The 15,442-nt window shown below is 62.3% G+C and carries 14 protein-coding genes; 5 read left to right on the forward strand and 9 right to left on the reverse strand.

Annotated elements, in window-relative coordinates; genetic code table 11:
• Positions 1 to 3: 3 nt before the first annotated feature.
• The 5 genes from J0909_RS06020 to J0909_RS06040 are packed head-to-tail and all read right to left on the reverse strand — an operon-like array spanning position 4 to position 6,928.
• A complete protein-coding gene (locus tag J0909_RS06020; RefSeq protein WP_207261311.1) occupies positions 4 to 1,068 on the reverse strand; it encodes a dual specificity protein phosphatase family protein in 1,065 nt (354 codons plus the stop codon).
• Complete coding sequence (locus J0909_RS06025; RefSeq protein ID WP_207261312.1) at positions 1,061 to 3,514, reverse strand: PEP/pyruvate-binding domain-containing protein; 2,454 nt, start codon at positions 3,512 to 3,514, stop codon at positions 1,061 to 1,063. The genes J0909_RS06020 and J0909_RS06025 overlap by 8 nt, the downstream gene beginning before the upstream one ends.
• Before the next feature lie 54 nt (positions 3,515 to 3,568).
• On the reverse strand, positions 3,569 to 3,934 hold the full coding sequence (locus tag J0909_RS06030; protein WP_207261313.1) for a response regulator: 366 nt from the start codon (positions 3,932 to 3,934) through the stop codon (positions 3,569 to 3,571).
• Positions 3,935 to 3,937: 3 nt separating this feature from the next.
• Entirely contained in the window at positions 3,938 to 6,007 is a 2,070-nt protein-coding gene (locus J0909_RS06035) for an ATP-binding protein (RefSeq protein ID WP_207261314.1), read from the reverse strand.
• A gap of 6 nt (positions 6,008 to 6,013) precedes the next feature.
• Positions 6,014 to 6,928 (reverse strand): phosphate/phosphite/phosphonate ABC transporter substrate-binding protein, encoded by a 915-nt coding sequence (locus tag J0909_RS06040; RefSeq protein WP_502757433.1) that lies wholly within the window; start codon positions 6,926 to 6,928, stop codon positions 6,014 to 6,016.
• Between the two features lie 194 nt (positions 6,929 to 7,122).
• Here J0909_RS06040 and J0909_RS06045 point away from each other — a divergent pair, with 194 nt between their 5' ends.
• Complete coding sequence (locus J0909_RS06045) at positions 7,123 to 7,635, forward strand: PH domain-containing protein (protein WP_207261315.1); 513 nt, start codon at positions 7,123 to 7,125, stop codon at positions 7,633 to 7,635.
• 68 nt (positions 7,636 to 7,703) lie between these two features.
• On the opposite strand, the gene J0909_RS06050 is transcribed toward J0909_RS06045, so the two are convergent.
• From J0909_RS06050 to J0909_RS06060, 3 genes are all read right to left on the reverse strand, one after another.
• Positions 7,704 to 8,351 carry a hypothetical protein gene (locus J0909_RS06050; RefSeq protein ID WP_286181824.1) on the reverse strand — a complete coding sequence of 216 codons (648 nt, stop codon included), beginning with the start codon at positions 8,349 to 8,351 and terminating at the stop codon, positions 7,704 to 7,706.
• Positions 8,352 to 8,429: 78 nt separating this feature from the next.
• A complete protein-coding gene (locus J0909_RS06055; RefSeq protein WP_207261319.1) occupies positions 8,430 to 9,551 on the reverse strand; it encodes a sulfite exporter TauE/SafE family protein in 1,122 nt (373 codons plus the stop codon).
• 84 nt (positions 9,552 to 9,635) lie between these two features.
• On the reverse strand, positions 9,636 to 10,085 hold the full coding sequence (locus J0909_RS06060) for a 4Fe-4S dicluster domain-containing protein (RefSeq protein ID WP_207261320.1): 450 nt from the start codon (positions 10,083 to 10,085) through the stop codon (positions 9,636 to 9,638).
• 271 nt (positions 10,086 to 10,356) lie between these two features.
• Here J0909_RS06060 and J0909_RS06065 point away from each other — a divergent pair, with 271 nt between their 5' ends.
• A complete protein-coding gene (locus J0909_RS06065; RefSeq protein WP_207261321.1) occupies positions 10,357 to 12,447 on the forward strand; it encodes a molybdopterin-dependent oxidoreductase in 2,091 nt (696 codons plus the stop codon).
• A 212-nt stretch (positions 12,448 to 12,659) separates the two neighbouring features.
• Here the strand turns inward: J0909_RS06065 and J0909_RS06070 are convergent, their stop codons facing one another.
• The gene (locus J0909_RS06070) at positions 12,660 to 14,018 is read right to left on the reverse strand and encodes a phosphomannomutase/phosphoglucomutase (protein WP_207261322.1); all 1,359 of its coding nucleotides are present in this window, start codon (positions 14,016 to 14,018) and stop codon (positions 12,660 to 12,662) included.
• A gap of 270 nt (positions 14,019 to 14,288) precedes the next feature.
• Here J0909_RS06070 and J0909_RS06075 point away from each other — a divergent pair, with 270 nt between their 5' ends.
• The 3 genes from J0909_RS06075 to J0909_RS06085 are packed head-to-tail and all read left to right on the forward strand — an operon-like array spanning position 14,289 to position 15,385.
• Positions 14,289 to 14,645: an ArsR/SmtB family transcription factor gene (locus J0909_RS06075; RefSeq protein ID WP_207261323.1), complete on the forward strand. Its 357-nt coding sequence runs from the start codon at positions 14,289 to 14,291 to the stop codon at positions 14,643 to 14,645.
• 22 nt (positions 14,646 to 14,667) lie between these two features.
• Entirely contained in the window at positions 14,668 to 14,940 is a 273-nt protein-coding gene (locus J0909_RS18645) for a hypothetical protein (protein WP_207261324.1), read from the forward strand.
• A gap of 10 nt (positions 14,941 to 14,950) precedes the next feature.
• Entirely contained in the window at positions 14,951 to 15,385 is a 435-nt protein-coding gene (locus tag J0909_RS06085; protein WP_207261325.1) for an arsenate reductase ArsC, read from the forward strand.
• Positions 15,386 to 15,442: the final 57 nt, after the last annotated feature.

Here is a 15,442-nt window from a genome sequence, read left to right on the forward strand (position 1 = left end):
CGGCTAGTCCAACCCCTGCCGCATCATGAACCGGAAAACGGTCTCCACAAACTTGCCGGAGACCACGTCCGGCAAGGCGAACTGCGGCATGCCACCGGACGCCATGGCCCCGGTGTAGGCGAACCACATCTCCGAGGATATCTTGTTCAGGGCCGGAGTGATCAGCGTGCCCCACAGCCCCCCGGCGTCGCTCTGGTCCAGGCCGAAGGCGCGGCACTGGATAGGCCGGTGCTCGAAGAGCAGGCAGCGGCCACTTTCGAGCAGGGGGCAGACCGCCCCGGCCTCGGACAGGCAGTACTCTCCGTCCCCGTCGGACGCCAGGTCGCTGGCCGCCCGGCGCTCGGCCTGGGCCGTGGCCACGGCCCGTTCGATGACCTTGAGACGTTCCTCGCCGGACAGCTTCCGGTTGATGCGATGGGAGATGTACACGGCTTCCGCCAGGGTCAGGGAAACCGGGGTGGTGCAGCATTGACTGTGGTCCAGGCCGCAGGCCAATCCGTCAACCGCCTGGACGCTCTCGTCCACTCGCTGGACCAACTCCATGTAATCGTTGAAAAAAGGCGAAAGATCCACCAGCCGTTTGAATTCCAGGGACGGCTCGCGCACGGTCAACTGGCCGGACTGCTTGCCATACTTGCGGATGGTCCGCCACTGGACGAAATTGGCGGGCTTGCTCTTGAGCTTCTTGAGGGCCTTGCCCGCGAGCTTGTGACCCAGCCCTCGCCTGAGCAGATAGGCGTTGAGCACCGTGCCCGTGCGGCCGATGCCGTGGCGGCAATGAATGAGCACCTTCTTGCCCAGGTAGATGGCCTCGTCCAGCCACTCCAGGGTCTTTTCCAATTCAATGAGCCCGGGGGCTTCTTCATCCTCCAGCGGCAGGTAGCGGACCTCGAAACCCGCATCCTTCTCGATGTCGTGCAGGTCGCAAAATTCGCCGCACAGATTGAGGATTGCGTCCACCCCCTGGGCGCGGATAGCCTCCAGTTGCGGATAGCTCATGGGCGCACTGCCCACGCCGAGCTGATCCGTGACCCAGGTGACCTTGTAGGCGAGTGCGGGATCAGCCATCGCGCGACCCCGCTTCCCGGATGAACCGCTCGACCTCGGCGTCCACCTGCTCCTCGCTGTCCATGCGCATGTCCATGAGCCTGGTCACGGCCATGAGGTAGCCCAGGCGCATGAGCAGCCGCCGGATGTCGTTCTCGGGCAGCCGGGCGCACTTGGCGTCGATCATGTCGCCACGCGTGCTGGTCTCAAACCCGTAGCTGTCCAGGACCCGGCGGATGAACTCCAGGCGCAGGAGGCGTTGATCAAAGCCCGCGCCGCCGCCCTTGAAACGGAAATTGATGTAGTTGGCCCCCGCCTCCGGACCGCAAATGGTATCCACCACCGAAAAATGGTAGCCGAAACGAACCATGAGGTGCAGATAATCCTCGGAAATGAGCCCGTAGCTGGCCAACAGCTTGGAATCGAAACTGAAGATGCCGCCCGAAACCTTGTCGAACTCCTCCCAGTCCATGGCCGTCAGCCGCGAGGGCCACTTGACCCGCTCGTCGGACAGGCCGTACCACAGGGCCCACATGGGACGACATTTGATATCCTGGGGCGAGACGGTCTTGCCCTCGCCCGCGTTGGCGAAAAAGCCGTCGCCCAGGTCCAGGACGTACATGACCAGGGGCAGACTCGTCTCCAGCCGCTTGGCCGAGTGCATGCCCCGGCCCTTCTTGTCCATGACCGCGAACATCTCGTTGACCGACTTCTCGTGGCAGAAGCGGACCACGTCGTGCAGAGACTTGCAACCCATGGGGGTGAAGTCCTCGGACTGGGGATCGGTCAGATTGAGCTTGACGGTCAGGGGAGCGACTTTGGCGTACTGGGCGACGACCCGCTCGGAGACCTGCTGTCCTTCCCTGGCCCGGGTCATGATCGCTTCCACGCAACCGTCGTAAATGGCTCCGCCCGTACCGTCCACGGTGACCAATTGGCCGGGTTCAAGCATGACCGTGACGTCTCCGACCACTACGGGCACGCCCGATTCGCGGGCCACGGAAGCGAAGTGGCTGGCCCGGCTGCCCGTGGTCGCAACAACTCCGTTCATACGCCCGATGAAGGTCAACAGCGACGGCTTCAGGGTCGGGGTGACGACCACGGCCCCCTCCGGGATCTGGGCGATGCGTTCTCCGGTGGAGGCGAAATACACAAGCCCGCAGCCCGCACCGGTGGAGGCGCGCTCCAGCCCGTCGGCGATGGGACGCACCGAAAAAGGCAGGGGGGCCTGTTCGGTCTGGGCCTCTTCGCGCTCCTCCTGCAAGGGGCGGGTCTGGAGAACGTACAGCTTGCCGGTGACGTCCTCGGCCCATTCAATGTCCTGGGGCCGCCCGAAGGCCTCTTCCAACCGCAGGGCCAACTGTCCGAGCCGGACCAGCGCCCCTTCCGAGGGCAGGCCGCCCACGTCCGGGGTACAATCCGCGTCCAGCCTCGGAACGGCATGGCGGGTCAGCACGGCCTTGTCCGGCGAGGTGGACCCGTCCACCAGGCCATGACCCAGGCCACGCACGCCATACACGCCCATGGCGTCGCGCCCCCGGCAGTCCGGGTCGCGGGTGTAGAGCACGCCCGCCGTATCCGCGTCCACCATGGGGATGACCAGCACGGCCATGGCCGTCTCGCTGTCGGTCAGCCCGTTGGAGATGCGGTAGGCCACGGCGCGCGGACAGTACTTGCCCGCCAGGACACGCTTGTAGGCCTCCAGCACGTCGTTGGGCTGGACGTTCAGCTCCGAGGCATATTGCCCGGCGAAGGATATCTCGCCGTCCTCGGCCAGGGCGCTGGAACGCACGGCGATGAGGTCGTCGCCGTCGATGATCTCGGACACCCCGAAACGGATGCCCCGGGCGATTTCATCCGGGACCTCGGCGGCCAGGATGAGCTCCTGCATCTCGGCGGTCAACCGGGCCAGCAGGTCGCGGTCGCCCACGACCATCTGCCGCAGCCGCTTCTCGATCTCGTCGCCCAGGCCGTTGAAATCGATGAAGTAGTTGAAAGCGTTGGCCGTGACCACGAAGCCGGGCGGCACCGGGATGCCGTCCAGATTCTTGGCCTTGCCCAAATTGGAGGCCTTGCCGCCCGCCAGCCGGGGCATGGCTCCGGCCTCCTCCAGGGAGAGGATGTACGGCGGCCCCACCTCGGGTTGTTCGAGCTCCAGGGCCATGCGCACGTAAAAGTCGATCTTGCGAAAATACTCGGGCAGGTCCATGTACCGAGTCGGATTCATCTCCACCAACTGCCCGGCCATGGTGGCCACGGCCGAGGACAGCCGATTGGTCATCCAGACCGCACGCTGGCGGTCGGCCAACCGCTTGCCGTAAAACATCTCCTCCAGGTCGGCGATCAGTTCGAGAGCCACTGCGTCATGGGCCAGCAGGGACTTGAACGCCTCGTATTTGCGCCGAAGCAGAGTGCCCGGGGCGAACACCTGGTAGGTCCAGTGCCTGAAGAGTTGCTTGAGATACATGGATCGTCCTTGGCTATACGGTGTGATTTCCGGCTCGGCGCCCGACGCGCCCCGCTACTCCCCGTCCCCGAGGACCTCGGCCACCTTGACCTCCAGCTCCTCCTTGTTGATGGGCTTGACGCAATACTCCTGCGCCCCGAGCCGGAGGGACTCTCGGGCGGTCTCCAAGGTGGGATACCCGGTCAGCATGATCGCCTTCATGTCCGGGTTGACTTTCTTGAGTTCCTCCAGGGCCTCCACTCCGGTCATCTTCTTGAGCTTGATGTCCAGGATGGCGAGGTCGATCTTCGTGCACGCCGCATGATTCAGGGCGTCCTCCTCCTCGGTAAAATTCCACACATGATGTCCCTTGCGTTCCAAGATGCGCTTGACCAGCATCCCGGCGTCGCTGATATCGTCGAGTACCAATATATTCGCCATGATCTACTCCTTTTCAGGCTCCCCGCTGTCCGGACCTTGATGGTCCAGCGGGAGGTTCACTTCAAAGACCGTTCCACCGCCCATGTCCTCGCCCCTCGCGTCGGGGGGAAAGCCGAAGTCCTCGGGGACCGGGCTGACGGCGCGGATGTCGCCGCCATGGTCCTCGATGATCCCGAAGGAGACGGACAACCCCAGGCCGGTGCCTTTGTCGACGGCCTTGGTGCTGTAGAACGGATCGAAAATTTTCTTGAGTCCTTCCTTGGCGATGCCCGAACCGTTGTCGGCCACCCACAGGGAGACGATGCCGCTCGGGGTGTCCAGCCGGGTGCGGATGACGATGGTCCCTCCCAGGCCGCCCATGGCGTCCCGCGCGTTGGTCAACAGGTTAATCCAGACCTGCTTGAGTTTCTCCGGATCGCCGTAGATGATCGGATAGCGGTCGTCGAGCTGGGTGACGATCTTCACCTTGTCCAGTTCCAGGGTGTGCCGCACCAGGGAAACCGCTTCCATGACCGAATTGTTGAAGCACATCTCGCGCTTGGCGGACTGGGTCTGGCGGGAAAAACCGAGCAGATCGGCCACGATCTTCTTGCAGACCTGGGTCTGCTTTTCGATGATGGCCAGGTCCTGGTGGATCTGGCTGCCCGCCTCCACATCCTCCTGCAACAATTGGGAGTATCCCAGAATGATGCCCAGCGGGGTGTTGATTTCATGGGCCACGCCGCCCGCCAGCAACCCCAGGGACTCCATCTTCTGGGCCTGGATGAGCTGGTTCTCGTAGCGCTTGATGTCCGAAATGTCGCGATCGGTCCGGAGCAGCCCGTCGATGCGCCCCTCGTCGTTGAAGACCGGCACGCAGACCACGTGAAACCAATGTTCGCCGCCGCCCGCTTCGACCATGAGCTGAGTGTCCAGGCGGCGCCCGGACTGGAGGATATCGCGAGCCGCCATGTGGCGTTTCTCGGCCTCGGCCTCGGGGAAGAGGTCGAAGTCGGTCTTGCCTTCGATCTTGGCCAGGGACATGCCCACCGACTCGGCGAAGCTCTTGTTGCATCCCCGGTAGCGCATGGTTGCATCCACCAGGGAGACGCGGTCCGGGCTGACGTCCAGGATGGTCCGGGTCAGCCGCTGCTGGTCGCGCAAGTTGCGCTCGGCGTCGCGCAGCTCATCGATATGGGACTTGAGGGACAAGGCCATGACGTCGAAGGTTTCGGCCAGATCCTGGATCTCGTCGCCCGCGTTCTCGCGGTAGACCGCGCAATGGCGGCAGGACTGCAAGCGGCATTGGAAATTGCCCTCGTTGTTGCAGTCCGGGCACATGGTCCCGGCAATGTACCAGCACCGCCGCCGGGTCTCGCCGTAGGCTGGGCACTGGGGGGTCTTGCAATCCTGCTTCTCCCAGCAATGGATGCCCCAGGAAGGGCCGGACATGGTGTCCAGGTTGCCGGTCAGCATCTCTTCGGCGTGGGAGCGCAACAGGGCCAACCGGGCGGTCACGCGGCGGGCGAAGACCGTGCCCAGCGAAGTGGCCAGGAACAGGGCCCCGGCGAACAGCCCGGCCATGAGCGTGAGCTGGCGTTGCACGGCCAGTTGGATGCGCGCCTGGGACAGGCCGATGCGCACCGTCCCCAGCCGCCCGTCCGAAACCAGAACAGGCGCCGCGAAATCATAGATGCGCCGCGAACCGTCCACCAGGAGCTGAATGTGCAGGGCTTCGCCCGTGGCCACCTTGTTGGCGTCCACGAGGTCCACGGGAAATCCCCGCTGGAAGGTGTGGACCAGGACATACCCGTTCTTGTCCTGGACAAAAGCGTAGATGACGTCCTCCACCGTGGACTGCTCGTCTACCATGTTCTTCAGACGCAGAAAATCCCGGGCCAGCAGGGAATCCACGGCGCGCACGGACAGCCCTTCGGCCAGGGCGGAGCCGCGCTTCTTGCTCTCATCCACCAGGGAATTGGCGCTCATGGTCCCGATGAGCGGCAGCAACAACACGGCCATGCCCACAAGGATGGCGGACATGCCCAGATTGAGCTTGGTGCGGAACTTAAGCCGAGGAAGGATTCGCTTCATTCCCGCCTACCGGTCAAGTTGCAGTTTCTCGGCCAGTTTTCTGACCGGGTCATAATCGAGATCGCGGGCAGGGCTGATCCCCTGCATCCCCGCGGCACTCAGGATGGCTCGATGTTCCGGGGTGTCCTGATCCAGGGCGAACATGGCCTTGGCGATGGCGTCCACCACGGCCGGATCGAGCCCCTTGCGGGCCGAATAGACCCAGCCGGGATAGGTCCTGGTCTCGGCCAGAACGCGGATGGAGTCGAGATCGATCTTGTTTTTGACCACGTCCAGGGTACCCTTGCGGATGGTCCCGATGTCGTAGACGCCCGCGTGCACCGCCAGGACGACCTTCTCCTGTTTGCCGCCCGGGCCGGGCGCGAAATCCACGGTCTCGAAGTCGGAAAGCCGGATGCCGTGGTTGTAGAAGAGCCCCAGGGGGAAGAGAAAGCCGCCTGCGGAGTTCGGGTCCACGGCGATCCAGCGCTTGCCCCGGCAGTCGTCCACGCTGGTCACTGCCGCATTGTCCGCGCGGGCGATGATCTGGCCCCGGAAGGAGGGCTCGCCCGAGGGTTCGATGACCCGGGCGAAGGCCTGCGCCCCAGCCTTGGCCAGGCGCACGTAGACGAACGGATTGGAATAGGAAATGTCGATCTCGCCGCGCTCGACCATCTTGACGTGCTCATCGAAGGTATCCGGGAATATCTGCCGAAGAGGCAGCCCGGTGGTCTTGCGCAGGTACTCCAGAAGCCGCCGGTGGCGCTGGTAGGAAATGGTGTGGGAATACTGGGGCAGATAGGCGTAGGTGATGGCCTCCACCATGCGGGGAGCCACCAGATCCTCGCGCTTGGACAGGTCCACCTTGACCGGTTTCTCGTCCGAACAGGAGACGAGAACCGGGAGAACGAGCAGCACGAGCAGGAGTATCCTGAAAATCATTCGTCGTATTGTCATGGTCATGGTCGTGGGGTCGGTGGTCATGGGCGCTCCCGGCGCCGCGTTACGGACGTTCCTTGAAACAGTACAGAAATTCAGGCCGTATTCCAACAGTTCTTATCCCTTGGCAACTTGTCCTCAAGTCAGTATGAAAGGGACCACAGCACATGGGCGCGCCCAAGCAAGGAGATCCTCCGATGACGACCATTTTCAAAATCCCCATGAGCAAGACCGTGCTCACCTTTTTTCTCCTGGTCGTGGCCGTCGTGGCCGCGGCCGTGGCCTGGAGCTTCAACTCCGGCCTGATGTGGACCGGCATCTGCCTGATAGCCGTGGCCGGTCCCCTGGCCCTGTTCTATTGGTACATGCTCTACATCACGCCCAAACGGGCTACGGTCACCGTGGCCGACGAGGGCATCCTTCTGGCCGCTCCGCCGTTCGCCTCGGCGGTCATCCCCTGGGCCTCGGTGGTCAAGACTTTTCCGGTGGACCTGCGCCGGGACGAGGCGTTCAAGATAGCCAAGACCAAGAAATTCATGAGCTTCGGCGGCTACCGTTCCGGCGTGGTCGAGATCGGGGACAGCAAGGAGGCGGTTATCGTGTCCAACCGACACGACGTGCTTTGCGTCCAGACCGGGGAGCGCTTCTATCTGCTCGGCCCGTCCGACCTGCCCGGTTTCATGGAGGCCGTGGAAAAGGCCGCTCCCTAGACCGGCCCGGCCGATCCTTTCAAAGAACAAAGCCGCCCCGAGGGGCGGCTTTTCCTTTTTCGAAATCGCTAGGACCCTTCGGGGACCGGCTTGCTCTTGAAGAGCCCCGGCTTGCCCTTGGCGCGTCCCTTCCGGGCCTGAAAATAGGCTTTCCTGTCCTCTTCGCTGAGCAGGTCCGTAAAGTTCAGCATCTCCTCCCCGGCCTCGTTCTCCTTGACCTTCCGGCGGATGGACTTGAAAACCGGAATCCACGGCTTGGCCTTGCAAAAAAGGTATCGAACCAGGATGTAGACCGGGATGAAGATAAAGGCCGGTCCCACCGCGCCCATGAACGGCACGTCGAAATCAACCTGAGCGAAGCGGTAGAAAAGCCAGCCGATGGTGAAGGGCACGATCCACAGGGACGAGGCGAACAAGGCCATGTGGGCGAAGAAGTTCTTGCCGAAGGCGTCGTTGGCGATGGAGTTGCAGGCTTTCCACGCGGTCTTGTCCTTGGCACCGAGCGCCCGGACGGAAAAATTGTGATTGTCGATCATTTCACGGTTGAGAATGGCGAAATGCCGCTTGTTGAGGAAATAGACCCCGGCCATGCACAACTCGCCGATAACCGTGGCCACCAGGCAAACCCAAATCAGCCCGACGGCGAATCCAACATAGGCGTTGCCGCTGGTGCGGAATGCCCATATCAGCCAGGGATCAAGAAATTCATATACCATTGAGCCTGTCATAGCGATGCCTGTAATGTCCTGTGGAGGCCGCCCGCGAGAGGCGGCCTCCGTTGTTTCGTTCCGAGACTAGATGGGAAGCAGGATGCCGAAGAAGCCCTTCAGCGTGTACTTCAGACCGACATACACGGCCAGCAGGATGAAGAGGCGCTTCAGCCAGATGTCCGGGATGTACTTGGAGGTCTTGGGACCGATAACGGAGCCGATGACGATGCCGACGAGTTCGGCGCCGATCAGGCTCCACTCGACCGGAGTGGACCGCAGGATCATGTAGGAGGCAATGGAGTTGACCATGCCGACAAAGACGGCCATGGCGGAGGTTCCGGCCACCAAGTACATGGGCAGACCGGCCACGGAGGTCAGGAACGGCACCAGCAGGAAGCCGCCGCCGACGCCCAGGAAGGAGGCCAGGGCGGAGATGAAGAAGCCGCCAACCACGGGGATCAGGGGGTTGAACTTGAACTCGACGCCGAAGAAGGTGAACTCGCACTGGGTCGGGGTGAACTTCTGAACCTTCACACCCATCTCGGCCATGTCCACGGTGCCGCCTTTCTGCTGTTCCTTGACGGAGTTCTGGAAGGCCTCGGCGGCCTTCTTGGCAGCCTTCTTGCTTTGCTGGCCCTTCGGGGTGGTCTCATAGAAGAGGTAGCAGCCCAGGAACAGGACGAACAGGCCGAAGTAACCCAGGTAGGCCTTCAGGCTGATCTTGCCGGCGGTCAGCCAGGGCACCAGCCAGGAACCGGACACGGAACCGATGGCCAAGGCGATGCCCAGGGGCAGCACCAGACGACCGGCCTTCCAGTAGTTGATGGAGGACAGGGCGGCGGAACAACCGACCAGCCACTGGTTGGACACGCGGATGGAGTCGGTGACGACCTTGTTCAGCTTGGAGCCCTTGCCGAAAGAGCTGGCGTAGTCGCCCAGGCCGTAGATGGTGATGTGACCGACGCCGGCCATGATGCCGCCGAAGGCGCCGACGGTGGAGAAAATCCAGCCTACCCAGATCGCCCACAGGAAGCCGATGACGATGTTCAATTGCGGACCGCCGGGGATGCCCATATAGCCGGGCTCACCGGTGGGTTTGGCTTCGGCGATGGCGTCGGCCAGGCGGTCGGCCAAGGCGGGCTGGGCCATGAGGCAGACAGCCGCAACCAGGGCCAGCATCAGGAGAGTTTTCTTGGAACGTAACACAGTTACCTCCTCCTCGAATGAATGTTAAAAGGACCCCAAAATGTCACTCCGCGTCCCCCAAGGCCACGGAGTTGATACCTGAGACTATTCCGGCCGCACGAATGTCAGGGCATTCGCCGTACAGCCGACAACGCAGGCAGGGGTGCCGCCGGCATCCACCCTGTCCACGCAGAAATCACACTTCATGATCTTGCCGGTGGCGTCGTTGAACACCGGCACGGTCCACGGACAGGCGTCGATACAGGCCTTGCAGCCGTCGCACTTGTCCATGTCCACCAAAACGAGTCCGTCCTCGCGCTTGTACATGGCCCCGGTGGGACACGCAGCCACACACTCGGGCTTCTTGCAGTGCCGACAGTTCGTATACTTCAGCTTGGCCGAAGGATTGCCGTCCTTGTCGGCGATGGGCCCCTCCGCCTCCAGGCGGTTGAGGGAAAGCCCGGCGGGCACCTTGTTTTTCACCTTGCAGTGAACCAGGCAGGCGTTGCACGCGATGCACCGCTTCTTGTCGAATTTGATTCTGTAACCAGCCATTTTCCACCTCTGCAGACTTGGATTTGGGCGCGCAGTCTTATTGTAATCCTGGAACTGAAGAAAAAACCCAAGTTGGTCAACAGTCGACCACCTTGTGATATATTTCGCAATTAAAAGCGATCATAACCTGATTTTTTTCTCTGTGAAAAGAAAAATTATGTTACAGATTTCACATGCGGGATATATATTGCTCGGGGTTGACCGGCGTGTCTATGGTCCACCCTAATTAAAAAAGCGCGCAGAATCATCACTGTCTGTACAGGAGGAGTGTATGGGTAAGGAATTTGTAAAGAGCATTTGCGGCATGTGCTCGGTACGATGTCCCATTGAGGTTGAAGTGGTCAACGGCAGAGCGGAGTATATCCAGGGAAACCCCGATGCCCCCGGCATCATGGGCTCCCTGTGTCCGCGCGGCGCTGCCGGAACGGCCCTGACCTTCGATGAGGACCGCCCGCAGTACCCCATGGTACGCACGGGCAAGCGCGGCGAGGGCAAATGGAAACGGGTGTCCTGGGATGAAGCCCTGGACTATGTGGCCGACGAGCTGACCCGCATCCAGGGGACCTACGGCAAGAACTCGGTCCTGTTTTCGGATCGCGGCGGGCCCTTCAGAGACTTTTACCGCGCCTTTCTGCGCGGCATCGGCACGGCCAACTACAACAACCACGACTCGGCCTGCGCCCGCAACGTGCAGAATGCGGCCCTGTCCGTGTTCGGCTTCGGGCGCAAAGGCGTATCCTACGACCTGAAGAACGCCAAGCATGTGGTGCTCCAGCAGCGCAACATCCTGGAAGCCATCAACGTGGCCGAGGTGAACAACCTGTTCACCGGCATGGAGAAAGGCGCCAAGCTGACGGTCATCGACATCCGCGCCAACGTCCCGGCCACCAAGGCGGACAATTTCTTCATGGTCCGCCCCGGCACGGACTACGCCTTCAACCTGGCGGTCATCCATGTCCTTATTAATAACGACTTATACGACAAACAGTTCGTGGCCGACTGGGTCGAGGACTTCGACAAGCTCGTGGAATTCGTCAAGCCCTACACCCCCGAGTGGGCAGAGGGCGAGACCGGCGTGCCCGCGGCAAAGCTGATCGACTTCTGCAACCAGCTGGCCGAGGCCGCCCCGAGCGTGCTGTGGCATCCCGGCTGGATGACCGCGCGCTACTTCGACTCCTTCTACATGACCCGGACCATCTACATCATCAACGCCCTCCTCGGCGCCATCGGGGCCAAGGGCGGCCTGCCGTTCATGAACAAGCCGGGCGATGTGGGTGCCAAGGGGCTGAAAAGCTTCATGGAGCTTTATCCCAAGCCCGAAGGCAAGCGCGCCGACGGCGTGGGCTGGATGGAGGGCCGCAAGCACTTCGACCAGGGCCCCGGCCTGGTCCATCTGGCCTACGAGGCCGCCGTGGAGAAGGAGCCCTACCCCATCAAGGCGTACATCGTACAGCGTCATGACCCGCTCATGGCCTTCCCGGACAGGGACGACGTCAAGGCCAAGTGGGACGACATCGAACTGCTGGTCGCCGCGACCTTTTCCTGGTCCGACACCGCGTGGAACGCGGACGTGGTCCTGCCCATCTCCCCGTACCTCGAACGGGACGAGATCCTGATGACCAAAAATGGTCCCAAGCCCGCCTTCCAGGTGCGCAAGCGCGCCATGCAGCCCATCTACGACACCAAGGCCGTGTGGGAAATCTACGCGGGACTGGCCAGGCGCATGGGCCTCAAGGAACTGGACTACACCGACATCGAGGACATCTGGAAATTCCAGCTCGAAGGCACCGGCGTGTCCATCGAGGACTTCGAGAAGACCGGCATCGTCTCCCTGGCGGCCGATCCCCTGTACAAGCCGGTCAAGGAAGGCTCCTTCAAGACCCCGTCCGGCAAGATCCAGATCATCGACGCCAAGCTCGAAGGCGACGGCCTGCCCTCGCTCAAGCCCTACGAAGCGCCCGAGCAGGTGCCTGAGGGCAAATTCCGCATCACCTTCGGCCGCTGCGCCCTGCACACCCAAGGGCACACGGTGAACAACTCCCTGCTCTTCGAGCAGATGCCCGAAAACGTCCTGTGGATCAACACCCGACGGGCCGCGGAACTCGGCATCGAACAAGATGAGTACGTGACCGTGTCCAGCAACGGGCACAAGGGCCGCATCAAGGTGTTCGTCACGGACTTCATCCATCCCGAAGCCGTGTTCATGATCCACGGATTCGGCCATGACCTGCCCCCCGAGACCCGGGCCAACGGCAGAGGCGTTGCCGATAATCTGCTCATGCCCAAGGGCATCCGCAAATGGGATCACGGCGGCGGCGCCGTGGCCATGCAGGAGCACTTCGTCTCCGTAACCAAAGCATAACTCTCACCCCCATAACCCCTGAAAAGACCGGCGCAACCCCCGCGCCGGTCTTTTCTCTTTGGAGCCGGAAGGCGTCCCCCGCTTCTCCTCTGAAGGGGAATGCTCCGCGCCATCCGGGAACAGGCAAGCCCCGTTACGGCACTTCCCCACAAAAAAAGGGCGCGCCCCTTGCGGACCGCGCCCCCTATTCCTTTTGCGTCGGCGACGGCGTGTTAGCCCTCGGCAATCCACTCCTCAAGCCGGGTTTCGAACATGGACTTGATCTCCTGGAGGCGTTCGGGGGTTTCGGCCTCGAAGCGCAGGACCAGGACCGGCTGGGTGTTGGAGGCGCGGATAAGCCCCCACCCATCGGGGAACACGGCGCGGACGCCATCGATGTCGATGGCCTCGTACTTGGCGCTGAAGTATTTGACGGCCTTGTTCACCACCCGCTCCTTCATCTCCTCGGGGCAGTCCACGCGGATCTCCGGGGTGGACCAGGTCTTGGGCCAATCGAGCTGTTCCGACATGGGCTTGTCGGACCGGGAAAGGATCTCGACCATGCGCAGGGCCGCATAGGTCGCGTCGTCGAAACCGTAGTAGCGGTCGGCGAAGAACATGTGACCGGACATCTCGCCCGCGAATTTGGCCCCGATCTCGCGCATGCGCGCCTTGATCAGGGAATGGCCGGTCTTCCACATGACCGCGTCGCCGCCATGGGCTTTGATGTCCTCGTACATCAGGTGCGAGCACTTGACCTCGCCGATGATCGACGCGCCGGGAAACGCCTTCAGAATATCGCGGGCATAGATAGCCACCAGTTGGTCGCCGAAGAGCAGACTCCCCTTCTCGGTGACCACGCCGAGGCGGTCGCAATCCCCGTCCAGGCCCACGCCGATATCCGCCTTTTCCTTGAGCACGGCCTGTTGCAGGGCGGCCATGTTCTTCTCCACCACCGGGTCGGGATGATGGTTGGGAAAATCGCCGTCGGGCTCGCAGAACAGGCAGACCACCTCGGCTCCGGCCTTGCGCAGGGCGTCTGCGGTGATCAGCCCGCCCGTCCCGTTGCCGCCGTCCACGACCACCTTCACGGGCCGTTCGAAGGTCACGTCCCCGGCCAGCTCGGCCACGTACTTGTCGAGTACGTCTTCATGCCGGACCGAGCCTGCGCCCTGAGGGAAGTCGCCCTTTTCCATGAGCGCATAGACATCCTGAATTTCATCGGAATGAATGGTGCTGATCCCCTGCCAGACCTTGAATCCGTTGTATTCCGAAGGATTATGGCTGGCGGTGATCATCACGCCCGCCTGGGTCCCAAGCTTGGTCACGGCCCAGTAGAAGGCCGGAGTCGAGACCTGGCCGACGGTGACGACGTTCACGCCCGTCCCGTTCAGGCCTCGGATCAGGGCCTCGGCGTAGCCGGGCGAGGAATGACGGCAGTCATGGCCCACCACGGCGGTCGAGGAACCGCGTTCCAGGAAATATTGTCCGCAGGCGCGGCCCAGCCGTTCGACCCACTCCTCGTCGAAATCCCTGTCCACTATACCGCGAATATCATAGGTCCTGAACACTTCCCGCGAAATAGGCTTCATCCGTATTCCTCCCTGCCCGTACGCCGGGCCATAGGTCTTTGTCTCGGTTGTCCCGGCACACGCGGCCGGGCGGCAATTCAAACATGATCCCCGGGACGCTGCCAGGGATTTCTCCCCGGCTCCGCCGCGTTTCGTCGACGGGCACCCCCGGTACTTCACATCATATACAGACATTTTTGCGGAAATTCCACCGGCGGTTTCATAACTCCGCCACCGAATCGTCACCTAATCGTCATTGATATATCCGCATAAGCGGATATCAAGTACTTCATGGAAAAACTCGCATTGCGCTTCAAGGGGCTCGGAGACCCCACCAGGTTGCGGATCATCCGGCTGCTCGACCACGGCGAACTGTGCGTCTGCGACCTGATGGCCGCGCTGACACTGCCGCAGTCCACGGTCTCCCGGCATATGTCCTTCCTGCGCAACGGACGTTGGGTGGACGGCCGACGCGAGGGCAAATGGGTCTATTACACCCTGGCCGCGCCCGAAGACGGAATCCAGGCCCAGGTGCTGCGCGTCCTGCGCCAGCATCTGCCCGAGCGGGGACAAGCGCGGAAGGACTACGCACGACTCTTGGCCCATCTGGCGAACAAAACCGAGGCCACCTGTTCGACCGAGGCATAGGCGCACCATGACCGAAGCCGTCATGAAAATATTATCTTTCCCAAATTGCTACCTGACCCTGTGGATCTTCCTGGCCATGTTCGCGGGGGTGGGCTGCGGCGACCTCTTTCCAGGGGTGAAGCGGATCACAAACGCCTTCCAGGTGAGTACCACCAACATTCCCATCGCCATCGACCTGATCCCCATCAGCCTGGTCAACGTGGCCGTGCGCCTCAAACGCCGCAACTTCCCCCTTGCCCAGGACCCCCTCGTCGGCGTGTGCCACGTACGCCGCAAAACGCCCGACGCAACCTAGGAGTGACGCCATGAACATCCTTTTCCTGTGCACCGGCAATTCCTGTCGCAGCCAGATGGCCGAAGGCTGGGCCAGGGCGCTCAAACCCGAGGCCTTCACGGCCTGGTCCGCCGGAGTGGAGACCCACGGCCTGAACCCCCTGGCCGTACGGGTCATGGCAGAGGCGGGTGTGGACATCTCCGGGCAACGATCCAAATTGACCACTGACCTGCCCGAAGGCGTGACCTTCGACTACGTGGTCACGGTCTGCGGCCACACCAATGAAAACTGCCCCTATTTCCCGGCCGGGACCAAGGTGGTCCACGTCGGCTTCGACGACCCGCCGACCCTGGCCAAGACACTAACCGACGAGGCTGAAATCCTAACGGCGTACCGCCGTGTCCGGGACGAGATCCGGGCCTTTGTCGAAGGGTTGCCCGGCTCTCTGGAGACGGACGGTTCATAAGGAGAAGCCATGAAAAGACAGTGCCTCAACCGCATGCGCTCCTGGTCGCCCCTGGCG

The organism is Desulfovibrio sp. Huiquan2017, assembly GCF_017351175.1.
Lineage (GTDB): Bacteria > Desulfobacterota > Desulfovibrionia > Desulfovibrionales > Desulfovibrionaceae > Pseudodesulfovibrio.

Bases quoted from the DNA above. Each gene is read 5' to 3' on its own strand.
- J0909_RS06075 (WP_207261323.1), top strand. From the start codon at position 14,289: ATGGAAAAACTCGCATTGCGCTTCAAGGGGCTCGGAGACCCCACCAGG.
- J0909_RS06045 (WP_207261315.1), top strand. From the start codon at position 7,123: ATGACGACCATTTTCAAAATCCCCATGAGCAAGACCGTGCTCACCTTT.
- J0909_RS06030 (WP_207261313.1), bottom strand. From the start codon at position 3,934: ATGGCGAATATATTGGTACTCGACGATATCAGCGACGCCGGGATGCTG.
- J0909_RS06060 (WP_207261320.1), bottom strand. From the start codon at position 10,085: ATGGCTGGTTACAGAATCAAATTCGACAAGAAGCGGTGCATCGCGTGC.
- J0909_RS06040 (WP_502757433.1), bottom strand. From the start codon at position 6,928: ATGATTTTCAGGATACTCCTGCTCGTGCTGCTCGTTCTCCCGGTTCTC.
- J0909_RS06020 (WP_207261311.1), bottom strand. From the start codon at position 1,068: ATGGCTGATCCCGCACTCGCCTACAAGGTCACCTGGGTCACGGATCAG.
- J0909_RS06085 (WP_207261325.1), top strand. From the start codon at position 14,951: ATGAACATCCTTTTCCTGTGCACCGGCAATTCCTGTCGCAGCCAGATG.
- J0909_RS06035 (WP_207261314.1), bottom strand. From the start codon at position 6,007: ATGAAGCGAATCCTTCCTCGGCTTAAGTTCCGCACCAAGCTCAATCTG.
- J0909_RS06070 (WP_207261322.1), bottom strand. From the start codon at position 14,018: ATGAAGCCTATTTCGCGGGAAGTGTTCAGGACCTATGATATTCGCGGT.
- J0909_RS06065 (WP_207261321.1), top strand. From the start codon at position 10,357: ATGGGTAAGGAATTTGTAAAGAGCATTTGCGGCATGTGCTCGGTACGA.
- J0909_RS18645 (WP_207261324.1), top strand. From the start codon at position 14,668: ATGAAAATATTATCTTTCCCAAATTGCTACCTGACCCTGTGGATCTTC.
- J0909_RS06050 (WP_286181824.1), bottom strand. From the start codon at position 8,351: ATGGTATATGAATTTCTTGATCCCTGGCTGATATGGGCATTCCGCACC.
- J0909_RS06025 (WP_207261312.1), bottom strand. From the start codon at position 3,514: ATGTATCTCAAGCAACTCTTCAGGCACTGGACCTACCAGGTGTTCGCC.